The sequence below is a fragment of the Micromonospora sp. NPDC005298 genome, from assembly GCF_040607375.1.
In the GTDB taxonomy this organism is placed as follows: Bacteria; Actinomycetota; Actinomycetes; order Mycobacteriales; family Micromonosporaceae; genus Micromonospora.
Genome location: NZ_JBEXGP010000014.1, coordinates 1 through 19,939 on the forward strand (window position 1 = coordinate 1; position 19,939 = coordinate 19,939).

20 protein-coding genes are annotated in these 19,939 nt (G+C 72.7%); 9 read left to right on the top strand and 11 right to left on the bottom strand.

All coding sequences use genetic code 11. From position 1 onward, the window contains the following. A partial coding sequence (locus ABZS77_RS19420; RefSeq protein WP_354824399.1) for an SAM-dependent methyltransferase occupies window positions 1-540 on the top strand: 540 nt, incomplete at its 5' end. Continuing rightward, window positions 537-1,724: an NADH-quinone oxidoreductase subunit D gene (locus ABZS77_RS19425; RefSeq protein ID WP_203178985.1), complete on the top strand. Its 1,188-nt coding sequence runs from the start codon at window positions 537-539 to the stop codon at window positions 1,722-1,724. The genes ABZS77_RS19420 and ABZS77_RS19425, both read left to right, overlap by 4 nt. Window positions 1,725-1,728: 4 nt before the next feature. Here ABZS77_RS19425 and ABZS77_RS19430 read toward each other — a convergent pair whose 3' ends face one another. From ABZS77_RS19430 to ABZS77_RS19445, 4 genes are all read right to left on the bottom strand, one after another. Further along, a complete protein-coding gene (locus ABZS77_RS19430) occupies window positions 1,729-3,399 on the bottom strand; it encodes a hypothetical protein (RefSeq protein ID WP_354824402.1) in 1,671 nt (556 codons plus the stop codon). 111 nt (window positions 3,400-3,510) lie between these two features. Then, entirely contained in the window at window positions 3,511-4,515 is a 1,005-nt protein-coding gene (locus ABZS77_RS19435) for a glycine betaine ABC transporter substrate-binding protein (RefSeq protein WP_354824405.1), read from the bottom strand. A 213-nt stretch (window positions 4,516-4,728) separates the two neighbouring features. Then, a complete protein-coding gene (locus ABZS77_RS19440) occupies window positions 4,729-5,469 on the bottom strand; it encodes an ABC transporter permease (RefSeq protein WP_354824408.1) in 741 nt (246 codons plus the stop codon). Then, a complete protein-coding gene (locus tag ABZS77_RS19445) occupies window positions 5,466-6,152 on the bottom strand; it encodes an ABC transporter permease (RefSeq protein WP_354824411.1) in 687 nt (228 codons plus the stop codon). Before ABZS77_RS19445 ends, ABZS77_RS19440 begins: the two co-directional genes overlap by 4 nt. Window positions 6,153-6,154: 2 nt before the next feature. On the opposite strand from ABZS77_RS19445, the gene ABZS77_RS19450 reads away from it, so the two are divergent. Next, window positions 6,155-7,159: an ATP-binding cassette domain-containing protein gene (locus ABZS77_RS19450; protein ID WP_354824414.1), complete on the top strand. Its 1,005-nt coding sequence runs from the start codon at window positions 6,155-6,157 to the stop codon at window positions 7,157-7,159. Window positions 7,160-7,183: 24 nt separating this feature from the next. On the opposite strand, the gene ABZS77_RS19455 is transcribed toward ABZS77_RS19450, so the two are convergent. From ABZS77_RS19455 to folP, 7 genes are all read right to left on the bottom strand, one after another. Then, a complete protein-coding gene (locus ABZS77_RS19455; RefSeq protein WP_354824417.1) occupies window positions 7,184-7,657 on the bottom strand; it encodes a hypothetical protein in 474 nt (157 codons plus the stop codon). 83 nt (window positions 7,658-7,740) lie between these two features. After that, window positions 7,741-8,049 (bottom strand): hypothetical protein, encoded by a 309-nt coding sequence (locus ABZS77_RS19460; RefSeq protein WP_151488076.1) that lies wholly within the window; start codon window positions 8,047-8,049, stop codon window positions 7,741-7,743. A 52-nt stretch (window positions 8,050-8,101) separates the two neighbouring features. Beyond that, entirely contained in the window at window positions 8,102-9,319 is a 1,218-nt protein-coding gene (locus tag ABZS77_RS19465) for an ABC transporter permease (RefSeq protein ID WP_354824420.1), read from the bottom strand. Window positions 9,320-9,437: 118 nt separating this feature from the next. Further along, complete coding sequence (locus tag ABZS77_RS19470; protein WP_354824423.1) at window positions 9,438-9,977, bottom strand: DUF3180 domain-containing protein; 540 nt, start codon at window positions 9,975-9,977, stop codon at window positions 9,438-9,440. A gap of 19 nt (window positions 9,978-9,996) precedes the next feature. Beyond that, entirely contained in the window at window positions 9,997-10,524 is a 528-nt protein-coding gene (folK, locus tag ABZS77_RS19475) for a 2-amino-4-hydroxy-6-hydroxymethyldihydropteridine diphosphokinase (RefSeq protein ID WP_354824426.1), read from the bottom strand. Beyond that, window positions 10,521-10,889 (bottom strand): dihydroneopterin aldolase, encoded by a 369-nt coding sequence (gene folB, locus ABZS77_RS19480; RefSeq protein ID WP_354824429.1) that lies wholly within the window; start codon window positions 10,887-10,889, stop codon window positions 10,521-10,523. Before folB ends, folK begins: the two co-directional genes overlap by 4 nt. Continuing rightward, window positions 10,886-11,752: a dihydropteroate synthase gene (gene folP, locus ABZS77_RS19485; RefSeq protein ID WP_354824432.1), complete on the bottom strand. Its 867-nt coding sequence runs from the start codon at window positions 11,750-11,752 to the stop codon at window positions 10,886-10,888. Before folP ends, folB begins: the two co-directional genes overlap by 4 nt. Before the next feature lie 345 nt (window positions 11,753-12,097). On the opposite strand from folP, the gene ABZS77_RS19490 reads away from it, so the two are divergent. The 6 genes from ABZS77_RS19490 to ABZS77_RS19515 are packed head-to-tail and all read left to right on the top strand — an operon-like array spanning window position 12,098 to window position 19,929. Then, window positions 12,098-12,412, top strand: coding sequence for a hypothetical protein (locus ABZS77_RS19490; RefSeq protein WP_030327982.1), 315 nt, complete (start codon window positions 12,098-12,100; stop codon window positions 12,410-12,412). A gap of 14 nt (window positions 12,413-12,426) precedes the next feature. Continuing rightward, on the top strand, window positions 12,427-12,789 hold the full coding sequence (locus ABZS77_RS19495; RefSeq protein WP_139583242.1) for a hypothetical protein: 363 nt from the start codon (window positions 12,427-12,429) through the stop codon (window positions 12,787-12,789). A 49-nt stretch (window positions 12,790-12,838) separates the two neighbouring features. Beyond that, a complete protein-coding gene (locus ABZS77_RS19500) occupies window positions 12,839-16,243 on the top strand; it encodes an ATP-binding protein (protein ID WP_354824434.1) in 3,405 nt (1,134 codons plus the stop codon). 1 nt (window position 16,244) lies between these two features. After that, window positions 16,245-18,200 (top strand): MFS transporter, encoded by a 1,956-nt coding sequence (locus tag ABZS77_RS19505; RefSeq protein WP_354824437.1) that lies wholly within the window; start codon window positions 16,245-16,247, stop codon window positions 18,198-18,200. Beyond that, the gene (locus ABZS77_RS19510) at window positions 18,197-18,754 is read left to right on the top strand and encodes a hypothetical protein (protein ID WP_354824440.1); all 558 of its coding nucleotides are present in this window, start codon (window positions 18,197-18,199) and stop codon (window positions 18,752-18,754) included. The genes ABZS77_RS19505 and ABZS77_RS19510 overlap by 4 nt, the downstream gene beginning before the upstream one ends. After that, on the top strand, window positions 18,718-19,929 hold the full coding sequence (locus ABZS77_RS19515; RefSeq protein WP_354824444.1) for a M23 family metallopeptidase: 1,212 nt from the start codon (window positions 18,718-18,720) through the stop codon (window positions 19,927-19,929). Before ABZS77_RS19510 ends, ABZS77_RS19515 begins: the two co-directional genes overlap by 37 nt. Window positions 19,930-19,939: the final 10 nt, after the last annotated feature.

Consider the following 19,939-nt stretch of genomic DNA (forward strand, 5'->3'; position numbering starts at 1 on the left):
GGGGCAGCCCGGCCGGCGCAGGGATCAAGCCTGACCGCCCGGAGCCGGCCGGGCTGCCCCGAAACCCCCCACAGCTACCACCGAGCAGAGATCGGACGGACGAGAGACAAAGCCTGGGCCAGCGCGGTCCGGAAGATCAGCCGAGGGATGGCGGTGGCAGTCGACTACGGGCACCTGACGAAGGACCGACCCGTCGACGGGACGCTGACCGGGTACCGGGCTGGGCGGCAGGTACCGCCGACGCTGGACGGGACGACAGACGTGACCGCGCACGTCGCCATGGACTCGGTCGCCTCCGCCGGCGCGACGGTCGCCCGGTGTGCGTACTCCCTGGTCTCGCAGGCCGAGGCGCTGCGGGCGCTCGGGGCCGACGGCGGCCGACCGCCGCTCAGCCTGGCCGGCACCGACCCGGTCGGCTACGTGCGGGCGCTGGCCGCCGCGTCGGCGGTGGCCGAACTGACCGACCCGGCCGGGCTCGGCGGGCACTGGTGGCTACGCCAGCCGGTCGGCATCCCGCCCGACGAGGCCGTGGCACGATGACGGGCATGACCACCGACGCCGGGGACCTCCGTGAACTGACCGTCGGCACCGGGGCCGGCCTCGTTGCCGGCACCGGCGATCAGCAGCTCGGCACCGACATGGTGTTGAACATCGGCCCGCAGCACCCCTCCACGCACGGCGTGCTGCGGTTGAAGCTGGTGCTCGACGGCGAACGGGTGATCGCCTGCGAACCGATCATCGGCTACATGCACCGGGGCGCGGAGAAGCTCTTCGAGGTCCGCGACTACCGGCAGATCATCGTGCTGGCCAACCGGCACGACTGGCTGTCGGCGTTCTCCAACGAGCTGGGTGTGGTGCTCGCCGTGGAACGCCTGATGGGCATGGAGGTGCCGGAGCGGGCGACCTGGCTGCGGATGGCCCTGGCCGAGCTGAACCGGGTGCTCAACCACCTGATGTTCCTCGGCTCCTACCCGCTGGAGATCGGCGCGATCACGCCGGTCTTCTACGCCTTCCGGGAGCGGGAGACCATCCAGGCGGTGATGGAGGAGGTCTCCGGCGGGCGGATCCACTACATGTTCAACCGGGTGGGTGGCCTGAAGGAGGAGGTGCCGTACGGCTGGACCGGGCGGGCGCGGGCGGCGATCGGTGAGGTACGTCGGCGGCTGCCCGACCTGGACCACCTGATCCGGCGCAACGAGATCTTCCTGGCCCGCACCGTGGGCGTGGGTGTGCTCTCCGCGGCGGACGCCGCCGCGTTCGGGGCGTCCGGGCCGGTGGCCCGCGCCTCCGGGCTCGACCTGGATCTGCGCCGCGACGACCCGTACCTGGCCTACGACGAGCTGGACGTGCCGGTGGTGACGCGCACCGCCGGCGACTGCCACGCACGCTTCGAGGTGCTGCTCGACCAGGTGTACGCGTCGCTGGACCTCGCCGAGCAGTGCCTGGACCGGGTGGACCGGCTGACCGGGCCGATCAACACCCGACTGCCGAAGGTGCTCAAGGCGCCGGAGGGGCACACGTACGCCTGGACGGAGAACCCGCTCGGCATCAACGGCTACTACCTGGTGTCCCGGGGCGAGAAGACGCCGTGGCGGTTGAAGCTGCGCACCGCCTCGTACGCCAACGTGCAGGCGCTGGCCACCCTGCTCCCCGGCTGCCTCGTACCGGACCTGATCGCCATCCTGGGCTCGATGTTCTTCGTGGTCGGCGACATCGACAAGTGACGCGTCAGCGCCAGCGGTCGCCGGGAGGGGCACCGCCGGCACGCGGCACGTCGTCAGGCGGCGGGTAGCCGTACCGCTCGTCGACCCGTCGCCGACCGACCCGTTCCGGCTCCGCCTGGTGACCCCGCTGGCGCGGTGGCCGCCACTCCTCCGGCACCGGCACGCCACCCACCGGCAGCGCCGGCCGACCCGCCGCCTCGTCCCGGTGGTACGACTCGCGCTCGGCGTACCAGCCGGCGTCCTCCTGCCGGCGGGGTTCCGCACGCCCGGGGGCGTCCTCGTGCCGGCGGGGTTCCTCGCGGCGGACGGAGGCCCAGCGGTCGGCCATCCGGTACTCGGTTCCGGCGGGATCGGCGTGCACCTCGGCCCGGCGTTCCCCGACGTGCAGTTCACGGCCGTTCTCGTCGTCGCGGACGGCCGCCCACCGGTCACCGGTCCGCATCTGCGACCAGAACTCGCCGGTGTCGTCGGCCCGCAGCGGCGGCCCGGACTGCGGCGCGGCGGCGCTCCCCCGGTCGGGCTCGCGCTGCTCGGCCCACCCCCGCTGGTCCCGCTGCTCGCGGGAACCCCGGGCAGGCTCGTCGGAGGGGTCGTACGCGTCACGCCGACCGGTCCACTGCGGCTCGTCACGCCGGGCCCGCCAACCGGGCTCGGCGTCCACGTTTGGCACCTCCCGGTCGGCGGCCCCACCGGAACCGGGCCGGGGCCGGTCGTCGGCGTACCCGGACCAGGGGCGATCCTCCGCCTCGCCGCGCGGACGCTCCGCCGGGCGGGGGCGCTCGTCCGCGCCGCCGCCCCGGGTCCACTCCTGCGCCGGCGGCGTCCACTGGCCGGCGTACCCGCCGCCGTACCGGGTGGCGGTCTCCGGCGGCCCACCGTCCACGACGGTGTGCCGGGTGGTGACGTGCACGGTCTCGGTGTGCCGGACCACGCCGGCCGGCCGGTGCGCCGGCTCGGGTCGGTCGTGCTCACGGGGGCGCGCCGACCCGTACCGGTTGGCGGCGGGACGGTCCGCGCCGTACACCCCGGCGGCGGGCTGCTCGGCGCCGTACACCCCGGCGGGAGAGTGCTCCCCGGTCGCCCGCGGGTACGCCGGTTCGTCGTCGGCGCGACCCCAGCGGGCGGCGTCCTCCGGAGCCGACACCCGGCCCCGGCCGGCCGGAACGTCGCCGGGCACCCGGCCCCGGCCGGCCGGAATGTCGGTCGGCGCCGATGCCCGGCCGGACGGCGCGTCGTCGACCGGCGCGGCGGTCGGCACCCGCGCCCGCCCCGCACCGGCGGCGTCGGGGGCGGAACCGGCGAGCGCGGCACTGCTGGCGTCGAGGCGGCGACGGACCGCGTCGATGCCCTCCTGCGCCCGCTGCGCCTGGTCCAGCGCCTGGTTGCCGCGCTGCGCGGCGGCCACGATCTCGGCCCGCAACTCCCGGCGCAGTTCCTCGATCTCGTCCAGCAGTTCGTCGACCCGGGCCGATTCACCGTCGGGCCGCAACGCGATCGACAGGCCGATCAGCACGACCGCCACGATGGCGAGCACCGCCGCGAAACGCAGCGGGGTGTTGCCGTCGGCGACAAGCAGGATCAGCGCCGCCACCGGGGCGAGACCCACGCCCGCCCAGAACAGCAGGGTCGGCAGTCGCGGCTGACGCCGGGCGTCGGAGGTGACCGGGGCTGGCATGGCTGTGCAGCCTACCGAGGATCCCCAGCGGAGGGAACGGGTCACCGACACGCGCGGACGCCCCCGCCCTGGTGCGGGCGGGGGCGTCCGTCGGCGCGGCCGTTAAGGGGCTCAGCTGGTGGCGAACGCCCCGTCCGAGGAGAAGATCAGCCCCACGCTGATCGAACCGTCGCGCAGCGCGCTCTTGGTGAGCGGCCCACCCTGGTCCAGAGAGGAGAACGAGCCCACCGACAGCCCGTACGTCTTCTCCAGGCCCGGCTTGCAGAACGGGCGCTGCTGGCACTCCGGCGGCCCACCCAGCACCGTCGCGCTGCCGGAGCACTTCGCGGCCAGCTCGGAGAGGGTGCGGACGCCGTACTTGTCGGCGAAGGCCTGGGTCACCGCGAAGGCGTTCTGGTCCTGCGCGGCGGCCGGGGCGCCGAAGGTGATACCCACCTTGTCACCCTCGGCCTTGAGGGCGGTCACCGTGGCGTTGATGTCGGGCGAGGACACCGGCTGGGCGTTCGGGCCGTTGGCCTTGGTGTTGAGGAACTCGGTCATCGTGGCCGCGTACTCCGGGACGACCTGGATCTCGCCCTTCTCCAGGGCCGGCTCGTACAGCTCCCGGTTGCCGATCTGCTGCACCTTGACCTGGTAGCCGGCGGCGGTGAGCGCGATCCGGTACAGCTCGCCCAGGATCTGGCTCTCGGCGAAGTTGCCGGCGCCCACCGTGATGTCGCCGCCCGGACCCTTGGCGATGCCCGCGGTGAGGTTGTTGGCGCTCGCGAACTCCTCCGCGGCCACCTTCGGGGTCTTCCGGTCGTCGTTGACGGCCTTGTTGAGCTGGATCAGCTTCGGCGTGTCGAGCGTCGCCGAGACCTTGTCGAGTGCCGCGATCAGCTGCGGGTTCGCCACCTTGCTGTTGACCGCGGGGATGACGTTGTCGGAGTTCTGGAGCTTCTTGTCGTCCTGCAGTGCGATGAGCTGCTGACCCTTGACCGGGGCGCACCCGGCGCCGGAGGCGCTCTGCTGGGGGGCGTCGGTGCCGGACGAACCGGCGTCACCGCACCCGGTGAGGAGCGCGGCCCCGGCGACGACGCCGACAGCGCCGATCACCAGACGTGTACGTGCGCGCATGTGCCCGCCTTCCGTGTCCCGGCGCGGCCCGTCCCGGGCCGGCCGCGTGTCCGACGGGCGGCCTGACTGTTGGTCGCCCGCGAATGTCCACCCAACATCCTCCGGAACGGACCGACAACCTGGGATGGACTTCGTCACCCCATCGTCACCGACCGCACCGCCGGCGTTCGGCGGATCGCGGTCCGCTCACCCGGACGGAGCAGCGGGCACCGGTCAGGCGCGGCCGGTGGCGTCGGTGGGCCGAGGGTGGCCCGTCCGCTGCCGTCCACGCCGCAGTGGACGGGGTGTGACCAGCCGTTCGACCACGCCGAGGATCACCTCGGCCAGCAGGGCGAGCCCGGCCACCAGCACCCCGCCGGCCACGATCTGACCGCCGCCACCCGCGATGCCCAGGCCGAAGCCGGTCCGGATGATCTCACCGAGGCCGCCGCCGTTGACGAACGAGGCAAGCGCGGCGGTCGCGATCACCTGCACGGCGGCGGTCCGGAAACCGGCCGCCAGGTAGGGCACGGCGAGCGGCAGCTCCACCTGCCGCAGCACCTGCCCGCCGGACAGACCCATCCCCCGGGCCGCGTCGCGGGCCTCCGGGTCCGCCTGACGGACACCGGTGTACGCGTTCGCCAGCAACGGCGGTACCGCGAACACGGCAAGCGCCACCACCACCGGAGTACGCCCGAAGCCGCTTGCGAAGACCACCGGGAGGATGGTCAGCAGTGCCAGCGTCGGGATGGCCAGGGTGGCGTTCGACACCAGCACCACCAGGCCGCCGCCGCGCCCGGTGTGCCCCAGCCACAGCCCGAGCGGCCAGGCCACCAGGCAGCCGAGCGCCACCGCCAGCGCCGAGATGGTGAGGTGCTCGCCGAGGCGGTCGAGCATGCCGCCGGGGTTCGTCCAGTTCAGCGGGTCGTTGATCCAGACCACCGCCTGGCCGATCGGGCTCGCCGCCACGCTCACCGGGCCCTCCTAGCGGTCCACGGGGTCACCAGCCGGGCGACCAGGACGAGCAGCAGGTCGAGGACGACGGCGAGCGCCACGCAGAGCACCGAACCAGTCATGATCTCGGCCTTGTAGAGGTTGTTCTGGAAGCCCGCGAAGATCAGTTGCCCGAGGCCGCCGTGCCCGACAAGCACACCGACTGTGACCAACGCCACCGTGGAGACGGTCGCCAGCCGCAGCCCGGTCAGGATGCCCGGCACGGCCAGCGGCAGGTCGATCCGGAGCAGCCGCCCCCACCGCCCGTAGCCCATGCCATCGGCGGCCTCGCCGACCTCCGGCGGCACCTGGTTGAGCCCCGCCACCACGTTGCGGACGATCAGCAGCAGCGCGTAGAGGACCAGCCCGACCAGCACCGTGGTCGTCCCGGTGCCCAGGTACGGAGCGATGAACGCGAAGAGCGCCAACGACGGGATGGTGTAGACCACCCCGCTGACCGCGAGGATCGGACCGGCGAGCGGACGGACCCAGTACGCCAGTACCGACAACGGAAGGGCGATCAACACCGCGATCAGCACCGCCCGCCCGGTGAGGGAGGCGTGTTCGCGCACGGCGGCGAGGATCGTGTCAGAGTTGTCCCGCACGTACTGCCAGGAGAACCAGGGGTTACCCGGGTCGGCCCGGTAGCTCAGGCGGAAGGACATACGTGGACGTTACCCCGGAGGCCCCCGGCGCGGCCGGCTCCCCTCGCGCGGCGTCGATCTCCCTGCACGGCATCCAGAAGCGCTACCCGAACGGCACCGAGGCCGTGCGGGAGCTCAGCCTGGACGTCCGGGCCGGCGAGCTGGTGGTCCTGATCGGCCCGTCCGGCTGTGGCAAGTCGACGGTGCTACGGATGATCAACCGACTGATCGAGCCGACCTCCGGCCGGATCATGCTCGGCGACGAGGACGTCACCGACGTCGACCCGGTGCGGCTGCGCCGCCGGATCGGCTACGTGATCCAGAACGTCGGCCTCTTTCCACACCAGACCGTCCGCGCGAACGTGGCCACCGTCCCCGGCCTGCTGCGCTGGTCCCGCGACCGGACCCGCACCCGGGTCGACGAACTGCTCGACCTGGTCGGACTGGACCCGGCCCAGTTCGGCGGCCGCTACCCGCACGAGTTGTCCGGCGGCCAGCGGCAGCGGGTGGGGGTGGCCCGCGCGCTCGCCGCCGACCCGGTGGTGCTGCTGATGGACGAGCCGTTCTCGGCAGTCGACCCGATCGTCAGGTCCCGCCTCCAGGAGGAGTTCCTCCGACTCCAGGCCGAGGTCCGCAAGACGATCGTGCTTGTCACCCACGACCTCGACGAGGCCGTACGACTCGGCGACCGGATCGCGGTGCTCTCCGAGGGCGGGCACCTGGAGCAGTACGACACCCCGGCCGCCCTGCTCGGCGCGCCCGCCACGCCGTTCGTCCGCGAGTTCGTCGGCGCCGACCGGGGCATCCGCCGGCTGGTGGTCACCCCCCTGGACCGCGAGTCGCTGGACCCGCTGGCCGGTGACACCGGCACCGACCTGCCCACCGTGCCACTGGACGGCTCGGCGTACGACGCGTTGGCCGTCCTGCTCACCTCGGGCCGGGACCGTCTCGTGGTGACCGACGACGGTCGACCCGTCGGGGCGCTCACCCGGAAACGCCTGCTCGACCTCGGCCGGACGACGGCCTGACCGGTCCCGCCGAGCGGGTACGGCTCAGGCGCGTCCGCCGAGGCTGGCCGTGCCGATGATCCAGCCGGCGAGGAACCCGTAACCGGCCCCGGCGCTGGCGTCCTGCAACGCGCGCAGCAGCGACGGGTCGGGGCCGAGCAGCGCGGCCAGCACGGCGGCGAGCCCACCGGCAAGCACGTACGCGGCCCAGCCGGAGAAGAACTGGCTGACCGAGCCCGGCACCCGGGCGACCTGCGCGGCGGGCAGCAGATAGAGCAGCGCCACCGCGAGGACCACAAGCAGCACGGCCCGCAGGTCGGCGGCGAACAACCCGCCGGGCTGCCCGTCCGCGTCCAACCGCCAGGCCGGCCAGGCGAGCACACGCAGGAAGAAGGCGATGCCCGAGTCCGAGGCGGTCTGCGTGGCGGCCCAACCGGTGTACGCCGGGCTGCCGCAGATGCCCACCAGCAGCAGCACGGCGAGCGCGCCGGTGCCGGCGGCGGTCCCGTACCGGCTCACCGGGCCGGACCGGTGGAAGAGCGACGTGATCCGCCCAGGCCCGGTCCCGCTCTGCCGGGTGGACCTGGGCTGCCCCGAGCGGGTCAGTGCTTCATCAGGTAGTCGATGAAGGCGGCCCGCAGCAGCGGCGCGGACTCCTCGTAGCCGTGCCCGGTCAGCTCCCGCCACAGGGCGTTCGCCTCGTCGATCGTCGGGCCGATCGAGTTGGGTGCGCCGTCCAGCACCGTCGCCTCGTCCGCGTTCGGCAGGTGCCGCAGCACCGACCAGTAGAAGCCCACGTCGCGACGCTCCCGGGCCAGGGCGAACGCCCGTTCCCGCAGCTCCTCGGTGGACAGCGCGTCGAGTGCCTCGAACGAGGTTCCGCCGGGGGTGGCGGCAGGTGAGTCGGTCATGCCGCCGAGCCTAACGGGCGAGATCAGCTCCGGCGCGGCGACGCGACACGGCTCACCGCTCGTCGGCGTCCCACCGGCGTGGGCTGTCCTCCCACCGCGGCTCCCGCCACGGGTCGGTCGGCTGCGGCGCGGCCGGCGTGGGAAGTGTCGGCGGCCAGTTGTCGACCGACTGCGACGGCGGCATGGCCCAGCCCGTGCTGATCGCGCCGTCGCTGACCGGCTCGGGTCGGTCGGGGACACTACCCGGCAGGGGCCGCCCGAACGTCTCGACCAGCCGCGTGACCAGCAACCCGACGCCGATCGCCGCCCCGCCCACCGCCCAGGTGCTCAACGTCCAGCCCCGCTCCGGCGCGTACTCCCGCAGAACGGTGACCAGGCTGACCGCCAGCAGGGTGCCGAACACCCCGCCCCGGCGGCCGTACGCGCTGGTGCCGCCGAGCAGCGCCACCCCGAGCGCCAGCACCGTCCAGTCCAGTCCGGTGCCGGGAGTGACCGGGCCGGGGCCGTTCGCGGCGAGCAGGACGCCGCCGAGCGCGGCAAGCACGGTCGAGCCGACCAGCGCGACGGCGGCGACCACGGCGGCCACCCCACCCCGGCGACGGGCCGGATCGGTGACCGGTCGGTACCGGCCGACCAGGCGACGGATCGCCCGGATCGTGCCGAACAGCCCGCCGAGGACCGCCACCGCGGCGAAGCCGGCGAAGAGGTAGCCGGCCGTGCGTCCGGGGTCGTAGTCGCCCTGCACCAGCACCGGGGACGATCGGCGTTCGATGTACACCACCACACCGGCCGCGCCGGCCAGGCTGGCCGCCCAGGCCGGCACGTGCAGCACCACCACGACCAGGGCGAGCGCGAGCCCGCCCAGCGCGGCGACCGCGACTGCCGGGCCGACGGACGCCAGCAGCCCTCGGTCGCCCTGCTCCGCGTAGTGCAGGGCGGCCGCGATCGCGACCGGCCCGACCGCGAGGTTCGGGGCGGCGGTACGCAGGCTCAGCCCGGCCGCGAGAGCGAGCAGCCCGAGCCCCGCCGCGTCGACCAGCAACGTCCGCAGGTTGTCGGCGCGCAGGGCGGCCGAGTCCTCCCGCCAGAGCAGCCAACCCAACGCGACCAGGGCGGCAACCAGGAGGAACTCCCACCACACGTGCACACCCACCCGGTCCCGGCCCGGTTCGCCGTGGGTGGGGTCGTCGAAGACGTTCTCCAGCACGGCGGCGGGCACCCCGGACGAGGGCTCGGCCGACCGGTCCCGGCCCGCTTCTTCGTACCCCATGACGCCGCCTCCCCAGTCGCCGGCCGCCCCGGTCCGGCGCGCGGACGGATCGTGGGCGGCCTTCGCTCTCCGATCGCAGGCACCGTACCCGCGCCCGGAGCCGGGCGTAACCCCCTGGTCAGCGCTGGCCGGGGCGGCTCTCGCGCTGGTCGGGCTCACGCTCGTCGTCGGGGCGCTCCGGCACCCGGCAGGAGCGTTCCAGCCAGAGCGCGGCGCCGACCAGCGCCAGCGAGGCCAGCAGACCGCCGACGGCGGCCGGACGATCCTCCGTGGCCGCCCGGGTGTTCTCGACGAAGAGCCAGCCGGTGAGCCCCGCGTAGAAGCCGGCGAAGATGGCGGCGGCCAGCGCCGACGCCTTGGCCAGCACCACGAAGCGGGCGACCATCAGCGGGTTGACGGGGTCCCGGCCGGGCTTGCGCTCGATCCGCCCACGCGTGTTGACGGCGGCGTACGCCTCAAGCACGGCGAGCCCGGCCAGCGTCACGACCGGCAGCCAGGGCAGCCGGGGGATGCCGCTGTAGTAGAGGGTGCTGATCAACAGCCAGGCCACCGCCGCGGCGGCCAGGGCGGCCACGACCAGGCTCGAGATCCGGGTGGGACCCATCCGCGACCGGTCGGGACCCGACCCGCCCGGTGGTGGGGACTTCGCCTGCGTCATGCCGGCCGGCTCCGCTCGGTCATGCGGTCGACTCTAACGCCAACTCCGGCCGGGCACGCAGATCCAGCACGTCGTCCGCGGCCGGTCCGGTGGTCAGCAGGTCGGTAAGCCAGCCGTGACCGGGCAGCCGCCCGTACGGCTGGATGTCGATCCACGGCCGCAGCACGAACGCCCGCAGGTGCGCCCGGGGATGCGGCAGCGTCAACTCGGGGTCGTCGCTGAGCACCGGCTCGTCGTCGTCGCCCCAGACGGCGATCACGTCCACGTCGAGGGTGCGCGGGCCGAACCGGCGCAGCGGGTCACGGACCCGGCCGGCCGCGAACTCCGCGGCCCGCGCCCGCTCCAGCCAGTCGCGCGGGGTCGCGGTCTCGTCCTGGGCCAGCAGCACCGCGTTGAGGTACGCGGGCTGGTCGGCGTCACCCCACGGTGGAGTCTCGTACACGCCGGAGACCACCAGCACCGCGTCGCCGAGCGTGGCGACGGCGGTCCGCAGGTGCTCCAGACGGTCGCCCAGGTTGCTGCCGAGCGACAGGACGGCACGGGTCACCGGGACCGCCTCCGGGTCATGGTGACCGCCACGTCGGTGAAGGTGTGCGGTACCGGGGCATCCGGCTTGTGCACGGTGACCGTGGCGGCGTCGACCCGCCCGTCGGCCAGGCACACCGCGAGCAGCCGGTCCGCCAGCGTCTCGATGAGGTTGACCGGCTCACCGGTGATCACCGCGACCAGCCGCTCGGCCAACTCGCCGTAGTGCACGGTCGCGGCGACGTCGTCGCTGGCGGCGGCCGGGGCGAGGTCCATCTCCAGGACGGCGTCGACGACGAAGTCCTGACCCTGCGCGCGTTCGAAGTCGTACACCCCGTGCCGGCCGTGCGCCCGCAGGCCGGTCAGCTGGATCCGGTCGGTCGTCATCGCCGCCCCTCTCGTTCCTGTCCTGCCGTGACGCGCGGACTGCCGGTCGCGGCCCAGACGGCGAGCGCGTCGGCGGTCGCGCGCACGTCGTGCACGCGTACCCCCCAGGCCCCCGCCGCCACCGCGAGCACGCTCGTGGCGACGGTGGCCGCCTCCCGCTGCGCGATCGGCCGCGGCGTGCCGTCGGGGGCGGCGAGCAGCCCACCGAGGTACGACTTGCGGCTGGCGCCGAAGAGCAGCGGGTACCCGAGGTCCAGCAGCTCCGACAGCCGGGCGCTGAGCTCCCAGTTGTGCGCGGCCGTCTTGGCGAAGCCGAGGCCGGGGTCGACGACGATGCGGTCGGCGGCCACCCCGGCGGCCAACGCCGCGTCGATCCGCTGGGACAGCTCGGTCCGCACGTCCGCCACCACGTCGCCGTAGCTGGCCAGCTCACGCATCTGCCGGGAGTGGCCCCGCCAGTGCATCAGCACCCACGGGCAGCAGGCGTCGCGGACCACCCGGGCCATGTCGGGGTCGGCCAGACCGCCGGAGACGTCGTTGACCACCACCGCGCCGGCACCCAGGGCGGCCTCCGCCACCCGCGCACGGCTGGTGTCGATGCTGACCGGCACCCCGGCGGCTGTCAGCGCGCGGATGACCGGCAGCACCCGGTCCGCCTCGGTCGCGGCGTCGATCCGTTCGGCGCCCGGGCGCGTCGACTCGCCGCCGACGTCCACCAGGTGCGCTCCGGCGTCGCGCAGACGGACGCCGTGTCCGACGGCCGCGTCGAGGTCGGCGTACCGTCCGCCGTCGGAGAAGGAGTCCGGCGTGACGTTGAGGACGCCCATCACCACCGGGCCCGGAGCCCGCACCAGATCGGTCACGACTAGACGGTACCGGTCGCGGTGGCGGCCCCCTCCGACCCGGGGCAACCCTTCCTGACGTGCTCATTGGAACAGGTGTACGATCGGTCATCCGGGCAGGATCGGGCACCCCGTTCGCGGCTTGTCGCAATCCGGGGCGGCCCGTACGCTTTGGAATTGGCCAGCATCGAGATGGCGAAGCGTGGAGGGAGGGCCGAAGCGGGGGAAAAACGCCCAAAGCTCGCCACTCTCCGTGGTGAGTAACGAACGCAGGGTCGAGAACGCTGCGCCCTGAGAGCACATTTCCCGCCAGGTCTGCCTATTGCACCGCCGCGGCACCGCCGGCCGCGCTATGGGGAGGTTCCAGTGATCGCCTTCGAGCTCATGGAGACGGCGTCGTCAGGCGTCGCCCACGCGCTCTCCACCCTGGCGTCGGCTCCACTCGCCGAGCCAGCCCCGAAGGGGATCGACACCAACAGTGTGGTCACCTTCTTCGCCAGCAAGATCGCACCGATCCTGCTAGCCGTCCTGGGCGTCATCTTCATCGGGCGCGCCAGCCGGGGCGAGATCTCCAAGGTGCTCACCAGCTCCGCGATCGCGATCGTCGGGCTGGCCTTCATCGCCGGCGCGGCAACACTCTTCTTCGTCGGCGATTACCTGATCGACCTGATCTTCGAATAGGCGCGGTCACCCACATGCGGCTGCGCACCGACGACGACATCTACCGGGCACGCCTGGTCTACCTCGGGCCGCCCGGCTACACCCTTCCGGTCCACCTGCCGTACGCCCAGTACGGGCTCTTCATGCTGCTCGTCCCCCTCTACATGTTCATCCACTGGCTGTTCACGTTCACGGTCGAGCTCTTCCCAGCCTGGGAGATCGCCCTGGCCATCGTGACCACGTCGTTCATCTTCCGGCACGTCGACCCGGACCGGCCGGCGCGGGTGGTCATCCGCACCGCGCTGACCGACTGGCGACGCACCCGGGAGCCGGCCGTCGAGCAGCGCGATCCGCGCCTGGTCGGCAGCCGGATCAGGATCCGGGAGGAGCTGGCATGACCGGGCTTACACCGAGCGGTCCGTCGCACGACACGGGTGGGGCGATCGCATGAGCCGCGCTTCCACGCCGGGTTCCCCGGCCGGCCGCCCGGGCGCACCCGAAGGTCACCGTGCGCAGTCGTTCGACTACACCGAAGACGAGGACGAGGTGGCGCTCGACCCCGCTCTGGTGACCTCACCCGGGCACGGGGCGGTCGGCGTCTTCCAGGCGCCCCGGCCGGTTTCCCGGCGTACACCCCCGGCCGAACCCACAGCCGTGACGGCCGGCGAGAACGCCGACATCGACTCGCCGTTCCTCGACCTGTTCGGCGGCGCCCGCCCGGGTGGCCCGCGAGCCATCCAGGCCGGCCCCGCCGCCCGGCACCAGCCGGCGATCCCGCAACAGCCGCCGGCCGTCGCCCCGGCCCGCCCGGTGCCCGAGCTGGAGCCACCGTGGACCCCCGACGACCGGTCCACCGGCGCCCGGCACCCCGCCGAACAGCGACACGCGGAAGCCCACCCGGCCAGCGAGTCCCGGGTGCCGCACCAGGTGGGTGACCGGCTGCCGATGGTGCACCCGACGAGCGACCTCGACCCGGCCGCCGGAGGCACCTCGGCCGCGAGGCACGCCGACCCGGTGACGCGCGCACCAGGCACCGCGCCCGCCGGCCGTCCGGCACCGACCAACCGGCCGGCCGCGCCGGCGGAGCGGTCAGCCGCGCCGACGCTCCCGACGGAACACGCGGTCGGTGCCGCGCCGGCAGAGCGGCCCGCCCTGGAACGCGCGCCGCGCCGCGCCGACGCCCCGCAGCGGTCCAAGGGTGCCGGCAAGGAGATCGTCGCGCCCCGGCAACGCGCCGCGAGCCGGCAGGACCGACCCGTCCGACCGGCCCGGGTCCGCGCCCCGAAAATCAAGTTCGGGGATCGGGACCCGTCGGTCGAGCTGGCCATCACCGAGATCGCCGGCCACCTGACCTTCACCCCGAACACCGTCACCGCCTGGTACTGGCTGCCCGAGGTGCGCTGGGCGTTCCGGCCGGACGCCGAACGCGAGGCGCTGCTGTCGGCGATCTCCGAGCAGTACGCCGGCCTGGCCGGCTTCCGGCTGCACCTGCGCCGCACCACCCGGCCGTTCCCCGCCGACGAGTGGGCGCGCACCATCGACGCGCACACGGCGTCGCCGCTGCCCGACGTGCCCGGCACCGCCGGTTGGGCCGACCACCTCGTCGCCGCCCAGCGGCACCTGATGGCCGTCAACCACGCCGAGGGGCAGACCTACCTGGGCGTCACGTTCGCCCGCCGGTCCCTCGGCGACTCGCTCACCGAACGGCTCCTGCGCACCTTCGGCCGGGGCACCGCCGACGGCGAACGCCGCAAGTTGGGGCGCACCGTCGAGCAGTTCGACGAGGTGCTCGGCGCGTTCGGGATGCGGGGCCGCCGGGTCACCGCCCAGGAATTGGAGTGGCTGCTCTACCGCTCGGTGGCGCTGTGCATGGCACCCCCAGGGACACTCTCGCCGGTGACCGACGGGCAGTGGGAACGCGGCGACCTGCTGGCACTCACCGAACAGGTCGAGCGTTACCGCACCCCGTACGGCTCGACTGTCAAACTGGTCAACCGGATGACCGGCGAGGAACGGCACGTCGCCGTACTCGCCGTCGGCCGGATGGAGCCGCTGGAGATCCCGGAACGGCACGAGCCCTGGCTGCACTTCCACGAGCGGCTCCCCTGGCCCATGGAGATCTCCACCCGGGTCGACATCCTCGGCTCCGGTGACTCGTTCCGCAATCTCGAACACCGACTGCGGATGATCCGCTCACAGCAGCTCGACTACGCCGAGCACGGCATCGACGCACCGCCAGAGCTCGAACGCCTGGCCAAGCGGGCACTGGTGATCGGCGACGAGATGACCACCGGGTTGCCCGTCGACTCGGCCCGCGCCCACGGCTGGCACCGCATCGCGGTCGGCGGCCGGACCAGGGAGGAGTGCCTGGAGCGGGCCCGTCGCCTCATCCAGCTCTACTCCCGCGAGCTGCGCATCTCCCTCCAACATCCGAAGAACCAGGACTGGCTGGCCCGCGAGTTCATCCCCGGCGAACCGATCGCCAACACCGGCTACGTGCGCCGGATGCCGGTCCCCCTGCTGGCCGCCGCGCTCCCCCAGGCCGCGTCGAACGTGGGCGACCGGCGGGGCGACCTGATCGGCCGGACCGCCGGCACGTGCCGCCGCCCCGTCTTCCTCGACCTACACTTCCCCATGGAGGTGCGGGAACGCTCCGGGCTCGCGGTCTTCGTCGCCGAACCGGGCGGTGGCAAGTCGACCCTGCTCGGCGCACTGGGCTACCTGGCCGCCCGGAGGGGCGTCCAGGTGACACTGCTCGACCCGTCCGGCCCACTGGCGCGACTCTGCGCCATGCCCGAGTTGCGGCCGTACTCCCGGGTGTTGAACCTGACCGGCTCGGAGCACGGCACGCTCGCGCCCTACTCGCTCATCCCGACGCCGCTGCGCAGCGAGTTCGGCACCGGTGCCGCCGGTGACCGGGAGTTCGAGATCGCGGTCTCCAACGCCCGCGCCGAACGACGAATGCTCGTCCAGGACATCTGCATGATGCTGGTGCCGCCGCAGGTGGCCCGCGAGGCGTCCACCGCCACCCTGTTCCGGCACGCCGTCCGCCAGGTGCCCGCCGAGGAGACCTCCACCCTCGACGACGTGGTGAGCTGCCTCGGACGCCTCGACGACGACGCCGGCAAGGAACTCGCCAACCTGCTGCTGGACACGGCCGAGATGCCGCTGGCCATGCTCTTCTTCGGCCGGCCACCGGAAGGCCTGCTCGGCGCCGACGCGGCGCTCACCGTGATCACCATGGCCGGGCTGCGGCTGCCCGACCTCAAGATCGAACGCGAGTACTGGTCCGCCGAGGAAGCCCTCGCCCTGCCGATGCTGCACACCGCGCACCGGCTCGCCGTCCGCCGCTGCTACGGCGGATCGATGTCGTCCCGCAAACTCGTGGGCCTGGACGAGGCGCACTTCATGGAGGGCTGGCGCTCCGGCCGCTCGTTCCTCGTCCGACTCGCCCGAGACTCCCGCAAGTGGAACCTCGCCGCGCTGGTCGCCTCGCAGAACCCCCGCGACATCCTCGGCCTCGACGTACAGAACCTGGTCTCCACAGTCTTCGTCGGCCGCATCGCCGAAGACGCCGAGATCGCCTCCGAAGCGCTCCGGCTGCTGCGGGTGCCGGTCAACGACGGGTACGAGGCGACCCTTGCCTCCCTCTCCGCCGCCGACACCAGCTCATCCAACCGGCTCGGCTTCCGCGAATTCGTGATGCGCGACGTCGACGGCCGGGTGCAGAAGGTCCGAGTCGACGTCTCGTACGTCGAAGGGCTGCTGGACCACCTCGACACGACGCCCGCCGCGATCGCCGCAGCGGCCGGAGTGCTGCCGAGTATCCCCCTGCCGGATCTGGAGGCGTGACATGGCGAGGGCCCGGGCAAGGATCGCGTCGTTCCTGCTCGCCCTCGGCGTACTGGCCGGGGCCAGCATCGTCTGGCCGCTGGTCGGTGCGGAGGCCGCCTCCGCCGCACCACCAGCCGCCCAGGCACGCGCCGACCTCTGCACGACCCCGGAGTGGCAGGCCGACTTCCGTGCCTGCGTGGCGAAGCTGAAGCAGGTAAGCGAAACCGAGATCGATTGTCGGAAGCCGCCCGTGCCCTCCGCCCCGGACTCGGGCCTGGCCGGCTGGTTCGCGTCCCGCCCGGAGTCGTCCAAACTGCCCGGACCAAAGGGCCTTTACAGCGACTACGGGTACGGCGGCTACAGCTTCAGCACCTACGACGTGGATGGCGGATGCGCCTCCACGATCCTCCATCCCGACTACAAGTTCACCACCACGGTCGCCAACGGCGAGTTCATGATGGCCACCGCCGTCGTGGGTGCCTCGAACGCACTGCGGGAGCGGGCCTGGGATCCCCGCGCGATGTGGAACTGGGCCGACCCGCTGGTGGAGAAGGCCACCAAGGCGGTCTACCAGAAGGTGTTCAGTGTCTTCGGGATCATCACGCTGTGCGTGGTGGGTCTCTATCTGCTCTGGCGCTCCCGCCAGTCGGACATGAGCAATGCGATGACGACTGCCGGTTGGGCCTTGCTGGTAATGGTGGCGGTCACCGCACTGGCGGCCTGGCCGGTCAAGTCGGCGAACATCGCCGACGGCACTCTGATCACCTCTCTGGGCGTCGTGCACGACGCCATAGGTCCGGCTTCCAGGGACACTCCGCCGGATCAGTGCGACGATCCGAATCCCGCAGCGTGCAAGGACAACCGGCCACCGGCTGTACGAGCCAGCGACACGGCCACCGAGTCCATGCTCTACCGGAACTGGCTACGCGGTGTGCTCGGCTCGGCGGACAGCGAGACGGCCCGCAAGTACGGACCGGCCCTGTATGACGCCAAGGCGTTCTCCTGGGAGGAGTCGGAGAAGCTGCGTGCCAACCCGGCCACCCGGGCCGGGACGATCAAGGCCAAGCAGCAGCAGTGGATGACGGTCGCGGATCAGATCAAGGTCGAGGATCCGGAGGCTTACGAGTTCCTGACGGGCAGCCGCGACATGGACCGGATCGGTTCCGGCTTCATCGCGGTGCTCGCGGCCGTGCTCTTCGCCATGTTCGACCTGACCGCGTCGGTGCTGGTCCTGCTGGGCTTCCTGATCTTCCGCTGGGCGGTGATCGCGGCACCCATCCTGGGCACCGTCGGGCTTCTCCGGCCGGCCAGCGCCGGATTGCGCCGGCTGGCGAACGCGGTGGTCGCCGCGGTCTTCAACATCGCCATCTTCGGTACCGGCGCCGCCATCTACCTGTTCGCGGTCGACCTGATCATGAGCACGCCGGCCCTGCCGGGCTGGCTCCAGGTGGTGCTGGTCTGGCTGTGCGGAGTGGTTGGCTGGCTACTGCTGCGGCCGTACCGGCGGATCACCCAGCTGGGCGGCAAGGACAGCAGCGAGGCGGTCAGTTCGGCCGGGTCCTGGCACCGCCGCTTCTTCCGGGACATGCGGGTCGCCGCGCGCCTCGATGTGGTGGAACCGGGCGGTACCGCCGAACCCGTGGGCGGTCGGCGCCGCTCACCGGACGCGGAGCAGACCCGGCTACGTCCGGAGGCGCGGCGGGAAGACCCGGCCCCAACTCCGAACGCACCGGTCGGTGGGGGGCGCTCCGATGCCGGGCGGCCGGACGGGCGGGAACGCGCGGACGATGCGCCTGCGGAGCAGTCCGGCGGCCGTCGGGGCTCGGTGCCGCCCCAACCCCGCCGACGGCAGCCGGCGACCTGGACGGAGCCGGACGTGCCTGCCGAGAACCCGTCGTTCGTGGTCTATCGGCCGGGCTCCTCCGAGCGGGTACCGGACCGCACCGGCCCTCGGGTGCGCTCAGAGGCGCGGTGACAGCGATGCGACGGGCACTGGAGTTCCTCTTCACCCGAGCGCTGCGATCTCGGCTGGGGGTGGCACTGGTCATCGCGGTGCTGGTCTTCGGCGTGATCGGAGCGGCGCGGCTCGTTTCTGACCCGAACGGTTCCGCCGACGGGTTGAGCAGCCGGCCGGACCAGCCGATCACCACCGTGGACCCGACGACCGGCGACGACGGCGTGCTCTCGACCGAGACGCCACCGTCACCGGTGACCCGGCCGGGCGCCCGCACACCCGAGCAGACCGCCGAGCGGTTCGCCACCGCCTGGCTCGGCCGCAGTGGGATGACCCCCGAAGAGTGGCAGGCTGGGATGCGTCCCCTCTCCACTCCGACCTTGATCGAGAAGTTGGACGGGGCCGAGCCCGAGACGGTGCCAGCCGAGAAGATCGCGGGACCCCCGAGCATGCGGGAGCGGACCGAGTCGTTCGTCGAGATGCTGCTTCCCCTCGACGCCGGGCGACTTCGGCTGGAACTGGTCGCCGCCGACGGGGGATGGCTGGTCGACGTGGTGGACTGGGAGAGGCCGTGAACGATGTTGCTGGCGCCGCCGTCCGTCGTCCACCCCTGAGAATCGGTGTGATCGCCGCGGCGCTCACCGGGTTGCTGCTCCTGCTGTGCTGTACCGGAGGCACGGCGGCCTTCTTCCTCACCGGGCTCGGCGGCGATGAGGCTAAGGACGGGGAGGACATGGCAGCCCTGGGGTGCGGCCCGGTCCGCCCGGTGAACGTCACCGGTGAACTGCCGCGGTTCAGCGAGTACGGAGACGCGCAGATCCGCAATGCCGCAATCATCATCAAGGTCGGTCAGGACATGGGGGTGCCCTCTCGCGGCTGGGTGATCGCCCTGGCCACCGCCATGCAGGAGTCCGCCCTGCGCAACCTGGCGAACAGCGGGGTACCCGCGTCGCTGGCACTGCCGCACGAGGGCGTCGGCGCCGACCACGATTCGCTGGGCCTGTTCCAGCAGCGGCCTGGGTGGGGCACGGTCGCCGAGCGGTTGAACCCCGCGTACGCGGCGCGCAAGTTCTACGAGAAACTCGTCGGCGTGCAGGGCTGGCAAGGCCGGCCGTTGACCGCAGTCGCGCAACGGGTCCAGATCAGCGCCTACCCGGACGCCTACGCCAAGCACGAGGAACTGGCCAGCCGCATCGTGAACGCGTTGTCCGGCGGCGCGGCCCGTACCGTCGAAATCAACGGCAAGGCGGTGTGCGACGCTGCGGAACGCGGACAGATCGCCGCCTCAGGCTGGACCGCCCCGATCTCCGGGAATGTCGGCTCCGGATTCCGGACCACCAGCCGACCCGGCCACGACGGGGTCGACATCGGTGCGGCCAAGGGCACCGAGATCCGCGCGGCGGCAACCGGCCGCGTGCTGGTGGCGAGGTGCGACCCGGACAAGCGCGGCCGGGAGAGCTGCAATGTGGACGGCTTTCCCGGAAAGGGTGGCTGCGGATGGTTCGTCGACCTGTTGCACGCTGGTGGCTACATCACGCGGTACTGCCACATGGTGGTCCAGCCGCGCGTTCACAAAGGACAGATGGTCACCGCCGGCGAAGTGATCGGCCAGGTGGGCAGCAGCGGCAACTCGTCGGGCCCGCACCTGCATTTCGAGGTGCACCTACGCAGTGACCGCAGCCCTGCCGGCGCCGTGAACCCCGTCCAGTTCATGCGCGACCGGGGCGCCCCGCTGCGCCGTCCGGCATGAGGTCACCACA

What these genes read in the sequence shown, in the direction of transcription:
- ABZS77_RS19495 (WP_139583242.1), top strand. Translation starts at nt 12,427, where the DNA reads ATGCGGCTGCGCACCGACGACGACATCTACCGGGCACGCCTGGTCTAC.
- folB (WP_354824429.1), bottom strand. Translation starts at nt 10,889, where the DNA reads ATGACGACCGACCGGATCCAGCTGACCGGCCTGCGGGCGCACGGCCGG.
- ABZS77_RS19470 (WP_354824423.1), bottom strand. Translation starts at nt 9,977, where the DNA reads ATGACGCAGGCGAAGTCCCCACCACCGGGCGGGTCGGGTCCCGACCGG.
- ABZS77_RS19435 (WP_354824405.1), bottom strand. Translation starts at nt 4,515, where the DNA reads ATGCGCGCACGTACACGTCTGGTGATCGGCGCTGTCGGCGTCGTCGCC.
- ABZS77_RS19515 (WP_354824444.1), top strand. Translation starts at nt 18,718, where the DNA reads ATGGCTGGTCGACGTGGTGGACTGGGAGAGGCCGTGAACGATGTTGCT.
- ABZS77_RS19430 (WP_354824402.1), bottom strand. Translation starts at nt 3,399, where the DNA reads ATGCCAGCCCCGGTCACCTCCGACGCCCGGCGTCAGCCGCGACTGCCG.
- ABZS77_RS19460 (WP_151488076.1), bottom strand. Translation starts at nt 8,049, where the DNA reads ATGACCGACTCACCTGCCGCCACCCCCGGCGGAACCTCGTTCGAGGCA.
- ABZS77_RS19465 (WP_354824420.1), bottom strand. Translation starts at nt 9,319, where the DNA reads ATGGGGTACGAAGAAGCGGGCCGGGACCGGTCGGCCGAGCCCTCGTCC.
- ABZS77_RS19445 (WP_354824411.1), bottom strand. Translation starts at nt 6,152, where the DNA reads ATGTCCTTCCGCCTGAGCTACCGGGCCGACCCGGGTAACCCCTGGTTC.
- ABZS77_RS19500 (WP_354824434.1), top strand. Translation starts at nt 12,839, where the DNA reads ATGAGCCGCGCTTCCACGCCGGGTTCCCCGGCCGGCCGCCCGGGCGCA.
- ABZS77_RS19425 (WP_203178985.1), top strand. Translation starts at nt 537, where the DNA reads ATGACGGGCATGACCACCGACGCCGGGGACCTCCGTGAACTGACCGTC.
- ABZS77_RS19505 (WP_354824437.1), top strand. Translation starts at nt 16,245, where the DNA reads ATGGCGAGGGCCCGGGCAAGGATCGCGTCGTTCCTGCTCGCCCTCGGC.